The 16,123-nt window shown below is 43.8% G+C and carries 11 protein-coding genes; 4 read left to right on the top strand and 7 right to left on the bottom strand.

Translation table 11 applies throughout. The annotated features are described in order from the left end of the window. Positions 1-2: 2 nt before the first annotated feature. The 4 genes from ACYVNW_RS04290 to ACYVNW_RS04305 form a co-directional block, all read right to left on the bottom strand. Positions 3-2,261 carry a hypothetical protein gene (locus ACYVNW_RS04290; protein WP_460678608.1) on the bottom strand — a complete coding sequence of 753 codons (2,259 nt, stop codon included), beginning with the start codon at positions 2,259-2,261 and terminating at the stop codon, positions 3-5. Between the two features lie 272 nt (positions 2,262-2,533). After that, positions 2,534-4,915 carry a type I DNA topoisomerase gene (gene topA / locus ACYVNW_RS04295; protein ID WP_460678609.1) on the bottom strand — a complete coding sequence of 794 codons (2,382 nt, stop codon included), beginning with the start codon at positions 4,913-4,915 and terminating at the stop codon, positions 2,534-2,536. 132 nt (positions 4,916-5,047) lie between these two features. Next, the gene (gene mnmA / locus ACYVNW_RS04300; protein ID WP_460678610.1) at positions 5,048-6,136 is read right to left on the bottom strand and encodes a tRNA 2-thiouridine(34) synthase MnmA; all 1,089 of its coding nucleotides are present in this window, start codon (positions 6,134-6,136) and stop codon (positions 5,048-5,050) included. 148 nt (positions 6,137-6,284) lie between these two features. Then, positions 6,285-7,652 (bottom strand): NAD-dependent succinate-semialdehyde dehydrogenase, encoded by a 1,368-nt coding sequence (locus ACYVNW_RS04305; RefSeq protein WP_460678611.1) that lies wholly within the window; start codon positions 7,650-7,652, stop codon positions 6,285-6,287. 227 nt (positions 7,653-7,879) lie between these two features. Between ACYVNW_RS04305 and ACYVNW_RS04310 the strand changes: the two genes are divergently transcribed. The 4 genes from ACYVNW_RS04310 to ACYVNW_RS04325 all read left to right on the top strand — a co-directional run bounded on the left by ACYVNW_RS04310 (position 7,880) and on the right by ACYVNW_RS04325 (position 10,398). Next, complete coding sequence (locus ACYVNW_RS04310; protein ID WP_460678612.1) at positions 7,880-8,281, top strand: sugar 3,4-ketoisomerase; 402 nt, start codon at positions 7,880-7,882, stop codon at positions 8,279-8,281. After that, a complete protein-coding gene (locus ACYVNW_RS04315) occupies positions 8,274-8,696 on the top strand; it encodes a sugar 3,4-ketoisomerase (protein ID WP_460678613.1) in 423 nt (140 codons plus the stop codon). The genes ACYVNW_RS04310 and ACYVNW_RS04315 overlap by 8 nt, the downstream gene beginning before the upstream one ends. Positions 8,697-8,723: 27 nt before the next feature. Beyond that, complete coding sequence (locus ACYVNW_RS04320; protein WP_460678614.1) at positions 8,724-9,827, top strand: DegT/DnrJ/EryC1/StrS family aminotransferase; 1,104 nt, start codon at positions 8,724-8,726, stop codon at positions 9,825-9,827. A gap of 181 nt (positions 9,828-10,008) precedes the next feature. Further along, positions 10,009-10,398: a hypothetical protein gene (locus tag ACYVNW_RS04325; RefSeq protein WP_460678615.1), complete on the top strand. Its 390-nt coding sequence runs from the start codon at positions 10,009-10,011 to the stop codon at positions 10,396-10,398. Between the two features lie 99 nt (positions 10,399-10,497). Here the strand turns inward: ACYVNW_RS04325 and bglX are convergent, their stop codons facing one another. From bglX to ACYVNW_RS04340, 3 genes are all read right to left on the bottom strand, one after another. Next, on the bottom strand, positions 10,498-12,699 hold the full coding sequence (gene bglX / locus ACYVNW_RS04330; protein WP_460678616.1) for a beta-glucosidase BglX: 2,202 nt from the start codon (positions 12,697-12,699) through the stop codon (positions 10,498-10,500). A 136-nt stretch (positions 12,700-12,835) separates the two neighbouring features. Next, the gene (locus tag ACYVNW_RS04335) at positions 12,836-13,570 is read right to left on the bottom strand and encodes an AAA family ATPase (RefSeq protein ID WP_460678617.1); all 735 of its coding nucleotides are present in this window, start codon (positions 13,568-13,570) and stop codon (positions 12,836-12,838) included. A gap of 76 nt (positions 13,571-13,646) precedes the next feature. Next, positions 13,647-16,031, bottom strand: coding sequence for an ABC transporter permease (locus ACYVNW_RS04340; RefSeq protein ID WP_460678618.1), 2,385 nt, complete (start codon positions 16,029-16,031; stop codon positions 13,647-13,649). Positions 16,032-16,123 lie beyond the last annotated feature (92 nt).

Here is a 16,123-nt window from a genome sequence, read left to right on the forward strand (position 1 = left end):
CGTTATTTTAATAAAATGGAATTACCGCTACGATGAACCAGATTGCCTACATAATCATACCCTTCGGCTTCCCAGGTAAATGTATCCATAAACTGGATAGCGCCTTTATAAACACCATCCCATCCTTTATCTGCCGAAGCATCTTTAGTTTCAAAAACAATGTTTCCCCATTTGTTATACACTCTGAAGTACTTAAATTGCTGAATGCCTACAAGAAAAGGATAAAGCTTTGAGTTGGTGAGTTGCGTGGGCGTAAATGCTTTTGGAACTAATATATTGGGTATAGGTGCAAGCACCAGATCAACAGGTGCCACACTTGTGCAGCCGTATGTGTTTTCGGCCATAATGTAGTAAGTACCTGTTTTAGCTACCGCCTCCGGATGGTCTACTTTTGTAGTAAATGATGTACTGGTCCAGTAAGTGAATTTTAAATTTGGCGAGCTGCCTGTGGTAAGGGCAGGCAAGGTGATGTTTATGGTACTGGGCTGATACAATTTGGCAGGCGGTGTTACAATAAGCACCGGAAGCTTATGTATTGTTACTAACACCGGTTTAACAGTTTCGCATCCTAATGATGTGGTAGCTTTAATATAATATAAGCCGCTATCAGCAACACTTTTAAAGTTAGATAATGGAACTGTTGCTTTTTCATCTCTCCAGTAAGTTAACTGCGCAACGTTTGAACTGCCAGCGGTAACAGCTGATGCGGACAGATTAACGGTAGCCGGCAAACAAACGTCTGCAGGATTGGTAACTACCAAATTTGGTAAAGGGTTAACAACCACATGTACCGGTAGCACTGTTTCGCATCCGTTAGCATTAGTGGCCTTTATATAATAAGTACCCGAAGCAGGTACAGCGTTAGGCGTATTTAAAACTTTAGTAGTTTGTGCATCAAGCCAGTATGTTAAAACTAAATTAGCATCGCTGCCGGTGGTGATAGCAGCAGTTGTAATATCAACGGTAGATGGATAACATACAGCCGCAGGATCGGTAATTTTTAATACAGGCAATGTATAAAAGCTTACATGAACCGGCTTAATAGTGAAACAGCCCGATGATGTGGTGCCTTTTATATAATACGTACCAGTTACCGTTACTGCAGCAGGCTTTGCCAAAGCTTTAGTGCAGGCCGCATCCGTCCAGTAAGTATAAATGAGGTTGGCTGTGCTGCCGGCGGTTACTGTTGGTTGGGTTAAATCAATAGCTACTACCGGGCAAATCTGAGGCGGATCTGTAATTTTTATATCGGGCAGGGCATTAACTACAACGTTCATGGGTTGTGTAGATACACAACCGGTTTTATTACTGGCCTTAACGTAATAAGTACCGCTCACGCTAACCGCCTTTGGGTTTGATAATGCTTGTGTGCCGGCAGCATCCGTCCAATAAGTAATGGTAGCGGTCGGGTCATCAATTTTAACCAGCTTGGAGTCAGTCAGATCTACTGTTAACGGAAAACAAACAGGTGCGGGGGCATTCACAACAAAATTAAAAGGCTGATATTGCATAACGGTGCTTGTTGAAGTTGGGCAACCGTAGCCGGCAAAAGGAATGATGTCCAGATTAATGATTGTACCATCGGCAGGGGGAGTGGCGAAGGTGAATGAACTTCCGGTGCCAAGCAACTTTGATTTATCGCTGTTGTACCAGTTGTACTTGTCGTAACCAAAAGGGCCATTCAACGTAACTTTGTTAGCATTGCCACAAAACACGTTACCGGTAATCAGATTCGAGCAGTTTTCGTTGACATCAATGTAGGCGTAACCAAAGTGCCCGCCCTGTGTACAGTCGGCTGTAGTAAATTCAAGGCGCAATTTTTTACCTTGATAACCTGTTAAATTAATGGTTACCGGCGTCCATGATTTGTAAACTACACCATTAGCGCTTTTAAATCCGGGCAGGCTTGAAGTGGCCACATAATCGAATGAAGCACATGTAATATACGTGTTTGAGTTTAAGTCAAGTACTTTAGCCGTAAAACGCGGTTGCTCGGAAGCTGTATGCTGTGGATCTTCTAGTACAACCGCATATTGATAAGTAAGTACAAAGTTGTTTTGCCCGGTGGGTACAACAAAATCATAGGTTACACGCTCGGCCTGTTGACCTGAACCATTATTACCCAATTTTATTATGGAATGACTGCCATCGGGTGCTGCCAGTGGAAAGCCGCCGTAAGGATCAACTCTTTTACTATCGGTCAGAATTTCATGTATACCGTTAATTGGGCTACTTGGAGTTACATTGATTACGTTAGTCATCCCAGTACTATAAGTACTGCCTATATAACACTGCCAGTTTTGGAAACTGCCCATCTCATAACCAATATTTAAAGGGCACGAGCCAGAAGAAGTTTGTGCAAACGAAAATGTAGATAATAATAGTAAGAGTAGGACGCTTGTTGTACAGAACCGGATTAACCGGCGCCTGTATGCAGGAACTGAAATATTCATTAACGATAAGGAGGTTGTTACACGGGCCACGTTGGATGTTAGCCCGTGTAAAACTAATGAATATTTTAAATATGAAAAAATTACTTTTTCCCGGAAGCTGCCTTTTTAGCGGGCGCTTTTTTTGCAGCAGATTTTTTTGTAGCTGCAGCCTTTGCTGATGCTTTAGTTTTAGACGCAGGTTCAACATTTCCAGCCAAAGCTTTGCAGTCTTCCAACGTTAGTGTTTGCGGGTCTTTATCTTTAGGAATTTTAACGTTTTGTTTGCCGTATTCAATATAAGGTCCCCAGCGTCCGTTCAGGATTTTTACATCAGGGTTCTCTTCAAATATCTTAATTATACGCTCGCTATCGCGCTTGCGTTTTTCGTTAATAATGTCAATGGCTTGCTCCTCAGTAATATCTAACGGGTCCAAGCCTTTGGGTAATGAATAAAAGGCGCTATTGTGGCTGATGTACGGGCCGAAACGGCCTACGGCAGCTTTCATGGGTTTGTCTTCGTAAGTACCAACCAGCTTTGGCAGCTTGAATAGTTCCAATGCTTCTTCAAGGGTGATGGTTTCAAGCATTTGTCCCGTGCGCAAGCTGGCATACAGTGGCTTTTCATCTTCCTCAGCATCTCCCACCTGCACGAAAGGGCCATAGCGACCTATGCGGACGGATATTTTTTTACCGGTCTCAGGGTGAACACCGAGTTCGCGTTCGCCCCGGGCTTTGTCGGCAGTTTGAATTGTACTTTGTACCTCTTTATGAAAAGGATCATAAAACTTGCGGATCATTTCTGTCCACTCGCTCATTCCCTGTGCTATCTCGTCAAATTGCTTTTCAACGTTGGCCGTAAAATGGTAGTCAACGATGCCTTCAAAATGCTGCACCAGAAAATCGTTTACCACTGCGCCAATATCTGTAGGGAACAGCTTACCTCGTTCGGCACCCGTATTCTCGGTGCGTTCTTCTTTTTGTATGGCGCCAGCTTTTAAAGTAAACACCTTAAAGTTGCGGGTTTTGCCATCGCGGTCCTCTTTTACCACATAGCCACGGTTCTGTATAGTAGAAATAGTAGGGGCGTAGGTAGATGGCCGGCCGATGCCCAACTCTTCCAGCTTTTTTACCAGGCTGGCTTCTGTGTAGCGCGGAGCAGGGCGAGAGTAACGCTCTGTGGCGGTCATTTGCTCTAAATCCAGTTGCTGGCCTTTGTTCAATGGTGGCAACATGGCTTCTTCACCCGAATTTTTGTTGTCATCCTCTTCATCAACCGATTCGAGGTATACTTTTAAAAAGCCGTCGAACTTCATCACTTCACCATTAGCCACCAGCTCTTCTTTACGGGTTGAGATACTGATCTTGGCAGTAGTTTTTTCAAACTGCGCTTCACTCATTTGCGAGGCAATGGCGCGTTTCCAAATTAAATCGTATAAACGCTTTTCAGCTGCATCGCCATCAACCGAGTGCTGGTTAAAGTAAGTAGGACGTATGGCCTCGTGCGCTTCCTGGGCACTGGCCGATTTGGTTTTATATTTTCGCTGCTGATGGTATTGGCTGCCGTAGGCGCTTACAATTTCCTGCGCGGCACTGTTCAGCGCCAAGTCAGATAAGTTTACGCTGTCGGTACGCATATAGGTAATCTTACCAGATTCATATAACTTTTGCGCTACCGACATGGTGCGGGAAACCGAAAAGCCCAGTTTTCGGCTGGCTTCCTGCTGCAGGGTAGAAGTAGTGAACGGCGCTGCGGGCGAACGCTTTGAAGGCCGGGTTTCCAGTGACTTTACTTCATAGATAGCTTGAATGCAATCCTGCAAAAACTTTTCAGCATCTTCCTGTTTGCTGAAGCGCTCGGGCAGCTCGGCATCAAAAGCCTGTTTGCCTTTGCCAAACCGGGCTACTACTTTAAATGCAGCCTCAGCTTTAAATTTGGTGATTTCACGTTCGCGTTCTACAATCAGGCGTACTGCTACTGACTGTACACGACCGGCAGACAGTGAAGGCTTTACCTTCTTCCATAATACTGGCGACAGTTCGAAGCCTACCAGGCGGTCAAGCACGCGACGTGCCTGCTGTGCATTTACCAAATCATAATCAATCTGGCGTGGGTTTTCAATAGCCTTTACAATAGCAGGCTTAGTAATTTCATGAAATACAATCCGCTTGGTACGGTCAGCTTTCAATCCCAGGGTTTCATATAAGTGCCAGGAGATCGCTTCACCCTCCCGGTCTTCATCGGAAGCTAACCAAACCGTTTCAGCATCTTTAGCTAATTTCTTTAACTCGTTAACTACATGCTTCTTATCAGCAGGTACCTCATATTTCTGTTGAAAGTTATTTTCAACATCTATAGCATCCTCCGATTTTTTTAAATCGCGGATATGGCCATAGCTGGACTTCACTACAAAGTCTTTGCCTAAGTAACCTTCTATTGTTTTCGCCTTAGCAGGCGACTCTACTATTAGTAAATTTTTAGCCATTAATGCTGATAAATATTCTGCAAATAAAGCACAAACCAAGCCAAACCCAAATTTATTTGGATTTAAATTTGCTAAATTTTTTAGAAATTAAGTTTTGATTAAGAAATTATGAACGCTATGTGTGCAGTTTTATTACATCAAAAAACCACCGCCCAGCAGGTCATTGCCTTCATAAAATACAGCCGACTGGCCCGGCGCTATTCCTGAAACCTGATGGTCAAAATCAACTTTCACATGCTCGCCCATTTGTACAACTGTACTTTGTGCGCCAGCATCTTTGTACCGTATTTTGGTTACGGCTTGTAACGGCTCAGTGATGCTTTCGTATTTCACCAGGTTTACATTGCGTATCCAGGCCTCTTTGCGCTCCAGCTCGTCTTGTGTGCCCAGGGTAACTGTATTGGTGGCAGCATCTATACGGGTAACAAACATAGGTTGCCCCAAGGCAATACCCAAGCCTTTACGCTGCCCGATGGTATAGAAAGGATATCCCTGATGTTTACCCACCACTTTACCGTTTGATAAAATGAAATTACCCGGTCCAACACGCTCATCCAAATCTTCCACCTTATGGCGTAAAAAAGCACGGTAATCGTTATCAGGTACAAAGCAAATTTCATAGCTCTCACTTTTACCGGCCAGTTCGGTTTGTCCCATATCTAAGGCCATCTGTCTGATTTCAGCCTTGGTAAAGCTGCCTAATGGAAATTTGGTACGTGCCAGGTTTTGCTGAGATACTCCCCAAAGCACATAAGACTGATCTTTATTTTCATCCAAGCCTTTTGATACCACATAACGGCCATTATCTTGCTGGCGAATATTAGCGTAGTGACCTGTGGCTATAAATTCGCAATCCAGTTTATCGGCGCGTTTCAATAAAGCTTCCCATTTAATGTGGGTGTTACAAAGTACGCATGGGTTAGGGGTGCGGCCGGCCAGGTACTCATCCACAAAGTTGTCAATTACAAAATTGCCGAATTCGTTCCGGATGTCCAGAATATAATGAGGGAAACCGTACCCTACAGCAAGTGCACGGGCATCATTGATGCTATCCAGACTACAGCAGCCGGTCTCTTTTGAGTTGGTGCCCGATGAGGCGTAATCCCATGTTTTCATGGTAAGGCCGATCACCTCGTAACCCTGCTCATGCAGCATGATGGAGGCTACCGAACTATCAACACCGCCACTCATGGCTACCAAAATTCTACCGTGCTTACTCATTGTTTTACAAATATACATATATACTACAAAGAGCTGAAAAGCGGTAGGTCAGGGTAGCGTCAAAACGTATAATGATATAAAGCGTTCTGTTTAACTTTAAAGAAATGCAAATTGTATTTCAGGATGTTACATAGTTCAGCTGCAGCGTTTATCTAACATAAACGGTTTTTACATTCATGAACTCACGGATACCATGTGCACCCAGTTCACGCCCGTAACCGGATTGTTTGATACCTCCGAAAGGAAGGCGAGGATCTGATTTTACCAATGAATTTACAAAACATGAACCTGCTTCCAGCCGGTTTGCCGCAATGTGTTCACCGCGCTCAATGTTGCGGGTAAACACAGCTGCACCCAGACCATAGATGTTGTCGTTAGCCAGTTGTATAGCTTCCTCTTCATCGGCCGCTTCAATGATAGCAGCAACCGGGCCGAACAGTTCCTCATCAAATGCCGGCATACCTTTTCGTACATTTGTAAGCACTGTTGGTGAATAAAAGGCCGTGCCATCATTAAGGTTGGTACCACCCAATTTGCATTCGGCACCTAACTCAATCGATTTCTTCACTTGCTCATGCAAACCATCTCGCAAGTCGATTCGTGCCTGTGGCCCAACCTCTGTTTCAGCACTCAGCGGATCGCCTACTTTCTTTTGCCTCATCATCTCAACAAAGCGTTCGGTGAACTGATGTATTACTTCTTTAACCACAATAAAGCGCTTGGCAGCTATACAGCTTTGCCCACTGTTAATCAGTCGGCTGTCAACGCAGGTTTTTACTGCTAATTCTAAATCAGCATCTGCAAGTACCACGTATGCATCGCTGCCGCCCAGTTCCATTACCGTTTTCTTGATATGTTCGCCGGCTTTTTGAGCGACTTTCGAGCCGGCTGCGTTGCTGCCGGTTAGCGTTACCGCTTTAATGTGTGGATGAGCAATGACGGCCTCTACAGCACTGCTATTGATTAACAAAGTTTGGAAGACGCCAGCAGGAAAGCCGGCCTGTTCCACAACCTCTTGTATAGCCAAAGCGCATCCGGGTACATTGGAGGCATGTTTAAGCACACCGCAGTTTCCTGCCGCTAAAGCGGGCGCTAAAAAGCGGAACACCTGCCAAAACGGAAAGTTCCAGGGCATTACAGCCAGTACAACACCTAAGGGTTTATAAGTAACATAGCTTTTTTGGGCTTCTGTGGTTATGATTTCATTTTTTAAGTGCTGCGCTGCATCATCTGCATAATAGGTGCAAACCGATGCGCATTTTTCTATCTCGCTTACGCCTTGTGCAACTGGTTTGCCCATTTCGTTGGCCATCAGTTCTGCCAGTTCCTGTTTGCGGTTTTGTAATACCTGGGCCATTTGTTTCAAAAGCAAGCTGCGTTGTTCAAAACCGGATTGCTGCCACTGTTGCCATGCCTGATGCGTAGCTTCAATCTTGGCTGCAACTTCTTCGGGCGTATGTAAAGTATAGGTTTTTAGAGGTGTGCCGCTGGCTGGGTTTATGGTGGTAATTTGCATCAGTGTTATGTTTATAGTTAAAACAGATATTAAGATATAATGCAACTAAAATAGTTTGGTTTGATTAAAACTAATAGTTTTAAAGAAGGCTATTATTCAATTATTTAAACCAGTATTTGCACATGTGGAATAAAATAAGGTTGTATTACCAGTGTATTATTATGAATAAATTTTAAATTGCAGCAGTTTTTAATAACTATTCTGGTTCAAAGTACATGTCCTTGCAAATGCCCGATCCCTGTTTGATACATCTTCCGAAAATACTGGATGACAGAGGCAATTTATCTTTTTTAGAAAATAACAATCAAATCCCTTTCGATATCAAGCGCGTATATTGGATATATGACGTACCAGGCGGTGAGGCATGGGGAGGACATGCTTACCACGAAACCAGTGAACTGATTATTGCACTTTCGGGAAGTATTGATATTGTAGTGGATAATGGCCGCGAGGCACAAAAATATTCACTTAACCGGTCTTATACAGCCTTGTTCCTGCCTCCTATGCACTGGAAAACTATGCAAAACTTTTCAACCAATTCCCTGGCATTGATTGTAACCAACAACTTTTATAATCCTGATGAATACATCAGGGATTGGGAGAAATTTAAACAGATGATTCATGCCTAAGCATACTGTATTTGATTGTTACACCCTCGAACTGCATCGTTACAAAGACCGTACAGGAAATTTAACCGCCGTGGAAAATCTGATTGATATTCCATTCGAAGTTAAACGGATTTATTATTTGTATGATGTTCCCGGAGGGGAATCCAGGGGGGCACATGGTCATAAAGACTTGCAGCAATTAATCGTTGCGGCCAGTGGTTCTTTTGATGTCAGCATTAGCGATGGTGTAAATAAAAAAACGGTAAGCCTGAACCGGCCTTATATTGGTTTATTTTTAAAACCTGGTATGTGGCGCGAACTACATAATTTTTCTTCTGGTGCCATTGTACTGGTTCTGGCATCAGGCTTATATAATGAAAATGATTATTTAAGAAACTATCAGGAATTTTTAGACTACAGGAAAACGCTGGGTTAATCCCGGATATTGATTAATATTATTACTATGCTTCCTTTCGTATCATTCGAACATTCGAACCAACAAATTAAGGCAGAGATTTTAGCGGCATTTGAAAGCTTTTTTGATCAGCGCAGGTATATTTTAGGCCCTACGGTTGAGCGCTTCGAACAAGAGTATGCTGCCTTTAACCGGGTAAATGCCTGTGTAGGCATCAGCAATGGTTTGGATGCCCTGCACATTGCTTTGCGGGCTGTAGGTGTTACCACAGGCGACGAAGTGATTGTACCTTCCAACACTTACATTGCTACAGCATTGGCCGTTTCCTATACCGGCGCAACCCCGGTGTTTGTGGAGCCGGATATGCAAACTTATAACATCACGGCTGCTGGCATTGAGGCGGCAATTACGCCTAAAACCAAGGCCATCATGCCCGTTCATCTTTACGGGCAATGCTGTGAGATGGAAGCCATTATGGCCCTGGCAGAAAAGCATAACCTGTATGTGATTGAAGATAACGCACAGGCACAAGGGGCAAGCTACAACGGAAAGCTTACCGGTAGTTGGGGCCATATTAATGGCACCAGTTTTTACCCGGGCAAAAACCTGGGCGCATTAGGCGATGCAGGTGCAGTAACCACTAACAATGCAGAACTTGCCAAACAGGCAGCTACACTGCGTAATTACGGCTCTCAGCAAAAATACCATAACGAGGTAATTGGTTACAATATGCGCCTGGATGAATGCCAGGCTGCATTTCTATCAGTAAAACTTAAATACTTACCCCTGTGGACCGCGCAACGCCAGCAGATTGCCGCCTGGTATAACGAAGCTTTGCAAGGCATTGCCGGACTTACCCTGCCTGTAATTGCCCCCGGTGCAACACACGTATACCACTTATATGTAGTGCGTTTGCAGGAGCGTGATGCATTGCAGAAGCATTTAGCCAATGCAAATATAAACTGCCTCATCCATTACCCAATTCCGCCCCATTTACAAGGTGCTTATGCAGATTTGGGATTTAGTAAAGGCAGCTTCCCGGTGGCTGAAGAGATAGCCGATACTTGCCTGAGCTTACCCTTATGGCCAGGCATGCAGCAGTCTGACGTAAAGTTAGTAGCAGATGAGATCAGAGCTTTTATGAAAGCTTAAAAAGCAAGATGTATAGCAACGGGTTAAAATTTTTAGACAAAATAGCTTACTATTTGCGCTGCTAACCGCAAACCAGTAATAATATAAACAGGTACATTTAATAGTAGTGTTGCCTGTTTTAAAACTGAATAGGCTTATATTTCGTTTATCTATTGCTCCCGTAGGATGAATGTAACTTGTTATGAATAGAATTTACTTGCTTTTATTTTTGTTAATTGGTTTCACCAGTTGCCGAAAATCAATAAAGGCACCAGATACTATTGAGAATAAATCTGTGCCTATACAATTCACCGCATCTGCATATGATGCAGCCGCGACGCTGAACGTGCAGATATACGACAACAATACAGGGCATGTATATTACACCGGTACCACATCTACCAATAGCTACTCGGGTGCTACAGATATACAGCAAGGCACTACGGTTACTTTTGTGGTATATTCAAGTGGTGTTACCAATATTACTTCGCAAATAGCTAACAATAATTCAGTGGTGGCTACAGGTAACTATAATGCCGCCCAGTCGCAAGGGCAGGATCCGAAGCTTGTTTTGTATTATAAAGTTCCTTAATTGTATTAGTACCAAATGGATTGGTAGTAATAAATTTTACTGCTAACAACAAAGCCCTTGCTCAATTGCAAGGGCTTTGTTGTTTTACAAGTTATTCGCTTATTCCGTAAGCTGGAATTTTATTTTTTGTTCACCAGCGTGAATATAAAAGTCACCGGCCTCAAGATGCATTTTTCCATCGGCATCCGGAAAGCTCAGATCGCGAATTGGGTCAATTTCAAAGCGGTAAACTACTGATTTACCCGCTTCAATTTGCTTCTTCTCAAAGTATTTTAACTCTTTCATCGGGCGTGAAATAGAAGCTGCCGGATCACTGATGTACCACAAAACGGTTTCTTTACCAGCCATGCTGCCAGTGTTGGCTACTTCAACTTCGGCCACCAGCTTTTGGGTCTTTTTAATAGTTGAAGCGGATAGTTTAACCGGACTGTATTGGTAGGTAGTATAACTTAAGCCATAACCAAACCAATACAGCGGGTTGGTAGATATATCTTGGTATTTACCTGAATTTGGTCTGGCGCTTTGGCGCATATCATAGTAAATTGGTATCTGGCCTGTAGACATAGGGAAGGTGATGGGTAATTTACCGCTGGGGTTAATGCGGCCTGATAGTATACCGGCTACAGGTGTACCACCGGCAATGCCAGGTTGCCACATTTCCACAATGGCATCAGCTTTAGGCTCCAGTTGCGATAAATCCAACGGGCGGCCATTTGATAATATCAAAACAATAGGTTTGCCTGTACTTTTTAAACGGGTTAGTAATTGTTCCTGAATAGCGGGCAGGGCGATAGTAGAACGTGAAGTGTTCTCACCGGTCCAGGCACGTTTTTCACCCAGGCATAAAATAATAACGTCTGATTTTTGTGCAGCTTCTGCAGCTGCTTCAAAACCCTGCTGGTCGTTTCCTTCAAAATCGCAGCCTTTGGCGTAATTGAGGGTTACTCCGTTACCAAATTCTTTTTGCAAACCTTCAAACACAGATTCTGCTTCGGCAGGGCGGCCCTGGGCATTCCATGCACCCGAAATGTTTTCCTGGTCTTTTGCAATTGGGCCTATGATCGCAATCTGCTTTAAATTATGCTTAAGGGGCAATGTTTGATTGCTGTTTTTCAACAACACCATCGTTTCTTCAGCCATTTTCTGCGCCACCGCTCTGCTCTCGAGTTGAAGGTAACGTTGCGACTCCTGTAATTCCTGGGTGTATGGATGTTCAAATAGGCCTAACTGAAACTTGATGCGCAAAATTCGTTTCACGGCATCATCAATACGGGCAATGGTTACTTTTTTGTCTTTAACCAACTGCTCCAGGTTTTCCTGGTACACACGGTCGCTCATGTCCATATCCACCCCGGCCATTAGTGCTTTTTGGCCAGCCTCTTTACGGTCGGCAGCTACGCCTTGCGGAATTAGTTGTTCAACCGAACCCCAGTCTGACACAACGAACCCTTTAAAGCCCCAGCGGTTCTTTAGTATCTCTGTTAAAGTATAGTAATTGGCCGATGCAGGTGTACCGCTGATATCATTAAAGCCGCTCATGATGGTTACCGCGCCCGCTTTAATACCTGCAAGGTAAGGCGGCAAATAAGTTTCCCACATGGATTGCGGTGATACATCAGCATAATGATAATCACGGCCTCCTTCAGATAGGCCATAGCCTACATAATGCTTCAGGCAGGCAGCAATGCTGTAGGGGTCTGTTAAACTTTTGCCCTGGTAACCTTGTACTGAGGCCGCAGCAAAACGGCCGTTAGTGTATGGGTCTTCACCATAGCCTTCCATTACCCGGCCCCAACGTGGGTCACGTGCTACGTCAATCATAGGAGAGAACGTCCAATCGATACCCGATAGCTTGGCCTCCTTAGCTGCAACAGCACAGGCCTGTGAAGCTAAATCCGTGTTGAAAGAGCTGGCTTGGGCAATAGAAACCGGGTATAGGGTGCGAAAGCCATGTATCACATCATACCCAAACAAAATAGGAATGCCCAGGCGCGATTGCTCTACAGCTTTTTTCTGTATCTGGTTTCGATAAACCGGATCGGAGCCGAAGTAGATTAATGAGCCAATAGCATCGGGTATAGCTTTAATACTGGCCTCCACATTATTCACGTTATTGTTACTGCCAGCGGTTGCCTGGGTAAGCTGCAACACTTTTTCGTGCAAGGTCATGCGGCGCAGCAAATCCTGCACACGGCTTTCCACCGGAGCATTTTTGTTTTTGTAAGCGGGCAGCGGGCTTTTTTGTGCAAACATGGGTTGCACGGCCAACAGCAGGAGGGCAGAGAGCGTAATTTTTTTCATCAAGACAGATACAATGGGTTAGTACACTGCAATAGCAGGCGGTGCCAAAAATATAAAATCAATCGAGATTATAAGGCCCGGTGTAGTAGCTAAAGCAAACTAATTATAATTCATTTTTGCGCCGAAAATACAACTCTTATCCGTTCATAAGATGATGCAGGTACAATGCCGGATTGTTTAAAAAAGATTTAGTGAGTGTATAGTGCTCTGTTTCCTGATAGGTTGTTTCGTGTACGCCGGTATCATCAAACTGATAGATGGTAGCGTTGGGGTAGCAAATTAAAATAGGGGAGTGCGTAGCAATTAAGAACTGCGCACGGCCGCTTTGTTCAAGCTGATGGATAATGGACATGAAGGCCAATATACGGGCTGGTGACAAAGCCGCTTCTGGCTCGTCCAGAATGTAAATGCCAGAGCTAAATTGATTATTGAACAATGCCAGAAAAGATTCGCCGTGCGATTGCTCATGCAGTGGTCGGCCGCCATAAGCTTGCATGAGTCTTGGATCGCTCATCGCCAAATCATCAATGTATGAGGCGAAATTAAAAAAGCTCTCCGCACGCATAAAAAAGCCATCGCTGATGCGGCGAGGTGTCCATTGCAGTTTCAGGTATGTAGCCAATGCAGATTCATAACCATCAAAACGGTGGCCTGTATTGAGATTGTGGTTACGGTTACCACCTCTTAAACTAAATCCACATTGCTCTGCAATACCTTCCAGCAATGTGGATTTACCTGAGCCATTTTCGCCCACAAAAAAAGTAACATTACTTCTCAGGTTCAGTTGTAACCCCTTATTCAGGCTCGAGACCTGCTGCAGGTAACCGCCGCTATGGAAAGGCGGAAGCGTTATTTGAGATAAAGGCGGCACTGGCTCAGCTTTATTAATATTAAGTAGCACTAATATATCAAGTTGCCATCAATTTTTTCGTCTTTTACCGACTAAATTAATTTTTAAGTTTCGCTGCCGGATTGAAATTTACTGCCCGGCCAAGTTGTAAAGTAACTGTTAAAACAGTAATCAATATAGACAAGAGCAGGGCAATAGCAAATGGAGTAAATGAAATGCCCACCCGGTAGGCAAACGTCTCCAGCCATTGGTGTGCCGTCCATAAAGCAATGGGCCAGGCTATGGCATTGGCTATTATAATTAAAACAAAAAATGGACGGCTTAAGGTTAATATGAGTTGCCGGGCGTTGGCACCAAGCACTTTCCGGATGGTCAATTCCTTGGTGCGTAAACGTATGGACTGCGCTGCCAGTGAGAAGAAGCCCAGTGATGCAATGCTTACAGCCAATACCGAGAAAAAAAACAGCACTGTTTGCAACTGTTCCTGTTTGACGAACAGCTGGCCGTACAATTCATCTAAAAAATGATAGTTAAAATTATCACCATCCAACTTATTTATCCCCGGCCATTCTTTGTTTAAAGTTTTAAGGATAGTTGGGATGTGCCTGTTTTCAGCATTGAACATAATTTGCGTTTTTGCAATCCCGCAATTACTGCTCATTAAATAAATAGTAGGCTGAATACCCTGCTCAAAACCATTAGCTTTAACATCATGTGTTATTCCAATAATCTTATACTGACTGCCGCAACCTTCAATGGTATGGCCAATCGGGTTGTCTATATTCAAAACTCTAGCCGCAGCTTCATTAATTATGGCATGTAAGGAATCAGATGGTGCAGCAGCGTTGAACAATTGCCCGCTTTTCAGTTTTATACTTAAGGTTTCAAAATATCCATAGTCAATCCCAACAGTACTCAGGGCATAAGGCCGACCTTGAACGTTATACTCATGCACAACCGGCATAATTCCACCCGGAACATTCGAAGCTACAGTTACCTGCTTTACGCCTTGAATAGATTTAATACGGTTTCTTACAACCTCAAATGTTTTCGGGTTATTATACAAAGCTAAATTATCAATATACAATACCTGTTTGGCAGAAAAGCCCGGATCGTCGGTTTTCATGTAGGTAACCTGCCTGTTGATTACGGTCAGGACAATCACAAACATAATGGCGAATGTAAATTGGAGTACTGTTATTCCGCTTCGTATCCAAGAAAGCTTTCCCCCGTAAGTCAACTGGTTGGCCCTGAGTACCTCAGTCGGCTTAAAACCTGCCATCATAAGCGCAGGGTATATACCCGCCAGCAGGATAAGCCCGATCAGGGCAAGTCCGAGCCGTGTAAGAATAGCAACATTGATTGATGAAAACAGCAGTTTTACCTGTAGTGCCTGGTTAAAGTAGGGCAGGCCTATAATTACCACTATAAAGGCCACAAATAACGCTACCATGCACTGCATGAAAATTTCAAGTAAAAACTGAAATGCGATGTGCTGTTTAATTACACCGTTTACCTTTTTAATACCTACCTCTTTAGAACGTTTGCCGGCCTGAGACATATAAAGGCTGGTAAAGTTCACAGCTGTTATAATGAGAATAATGATGGCTAAGGCGGCCAAACCGTTCACAATTTGGTTGTTTACATGTGAGCCATAATGCGGTTTTAAATGCAGGTTCTGCAGAGGGTCTAAATAAATAGCTGATGTATTGGGGCGGCTAATCACTTCTTTGGCTACCTCACTGGTGTCTGCCAAGGCTTCTTCACGGTATATGCGATCGATCTTTTTAGCGAGCAGCGCTACATTAGTATTGGGTTTAACCAGCAGGTACGTTTGGTAAATTTGTGTGGCGTAGCTTTGATCTTTGCCCGATGTAATATCGGGCGAGAAACCAATGCAGTCAAACTGCAAATTGGTATTGCCGGGTGCATCTGCCGCAACACCCGCCACAGGCATAGGCATGCCTGACCTTGACATCATGTTTACGGTTTTATTCTGTACAGATGCATCCCCCGGAAAAAGCACTGAAGCAGTTGCCGGTGAGAGGAGGATGGTAGGGACCGTATTTTGAGGATTCAACTGAAAACCTTTCGGCTTTACACCTAATATTTTAGCAATGGAGTAATCTGCGCCTACCCACTTCTTAATCAAAAACCTTCCGGAGGGCGTAAAAAATGGTATCTGAAACAAAGCAGTATTCATTCTTCCGGTTTCCTCAACTTCGGGGCACTGGCTTTTAATGGCCGAAGCCAGTTTACCGGGTGTGTAGGGCGAAGGGCCGGTAGGCATTTCCCGTTCAACTAAAAAAATGCGGTTTATATTTTTGTTCCAGGCGTCGTAGCTGGTTTCATTATCAATATATAAGCTCACCAAAATGAATGTTGCCAGGCCAATGGCTAAGCCGCCTATATTCAAAAAGTAGTAGGTTCTTCCTTTCAAAAAAGTACGAAACGCAATCTTAAAATCAAGTTTATTCATCATGATGAGCACTAAGGTAATTTGAATATGCCTTACCAGCTTTGTACTGGCTATTTTTGAGCCATCTTAATAATTGCCTAATCTTCAACTTTTTA

This window comes from Mucilaginibacter koreensis (genome assembly GCF_054783355.1).

Coding starts and splice junctions, on each gene's coding strand:
- ACYVNW_RS04290 (WP_460678608.1), bottom strand. CDS start 2,261: ATGACTAACGTAATCAATGTAACTCCAAGTAGCCCAATTAACGGTATA.
- topA (WP_460678609.1), bottom strand. CDS start 4,915: ATGGCTAAAAATTTACTAATAGTAGAGTCGCCTGCTAAGGCGAAAACA.
- mnmA (WP_460678610.1), bottom strand. CDS start 6,136: ATGAGTAAGCACGGTAGAATTTTGGTAGCCATGAGTGGCGGTGTTGAT.
- ACYVNW_RS04305 (WP_460678611.1), bottom strand. CDS start 7,652: ATGCAAATTACCACCATAAACCCAGCCAGCGGCACACCTCTAAAAACC.
- ACYVNW_RS04310 (WP_460678612.1), top strand. CDS start 7,880: ATGCCCGATCCCTGTTTGATACATCTTCCGAAAATACTGGATGACAGA.
- ACYVNW_RS04315 (WP_460678613.1), top strand. CDS start 8,274: ATGCCTAAGCATACTGTATTTGATTGTTACACCCTCGAACTGCATCGT.
- ACYVNW_RS04320 (WP_460678614.1), top strand. CDS start 8,724: ATGCTTCCTTTCGTATCATTCGAACATTCGAACCAACAAATTAAGGCA.
- ACYVNW_RS04325 (WP_460678615.1), top strand. CDS start 10,009: ATGAATAGAATTTACTTGCTTTTATTTTTGTTAATTGGTTTCACCAGT.
- bglX (WP_460678616.1), bottom strand. CDS start 12,699: ATGAAAAAAATTACGCTCTCTGCCCTCCTGCTGTTGGCCGTGCAACCC.
- ACYVNW_RS04340 (WP_460678618.1), bottom strand. CDS start 16,031: ATGATGAATAAACTTGATTTTAAGATTGCGTTTCGTACTTTTTTGAAA.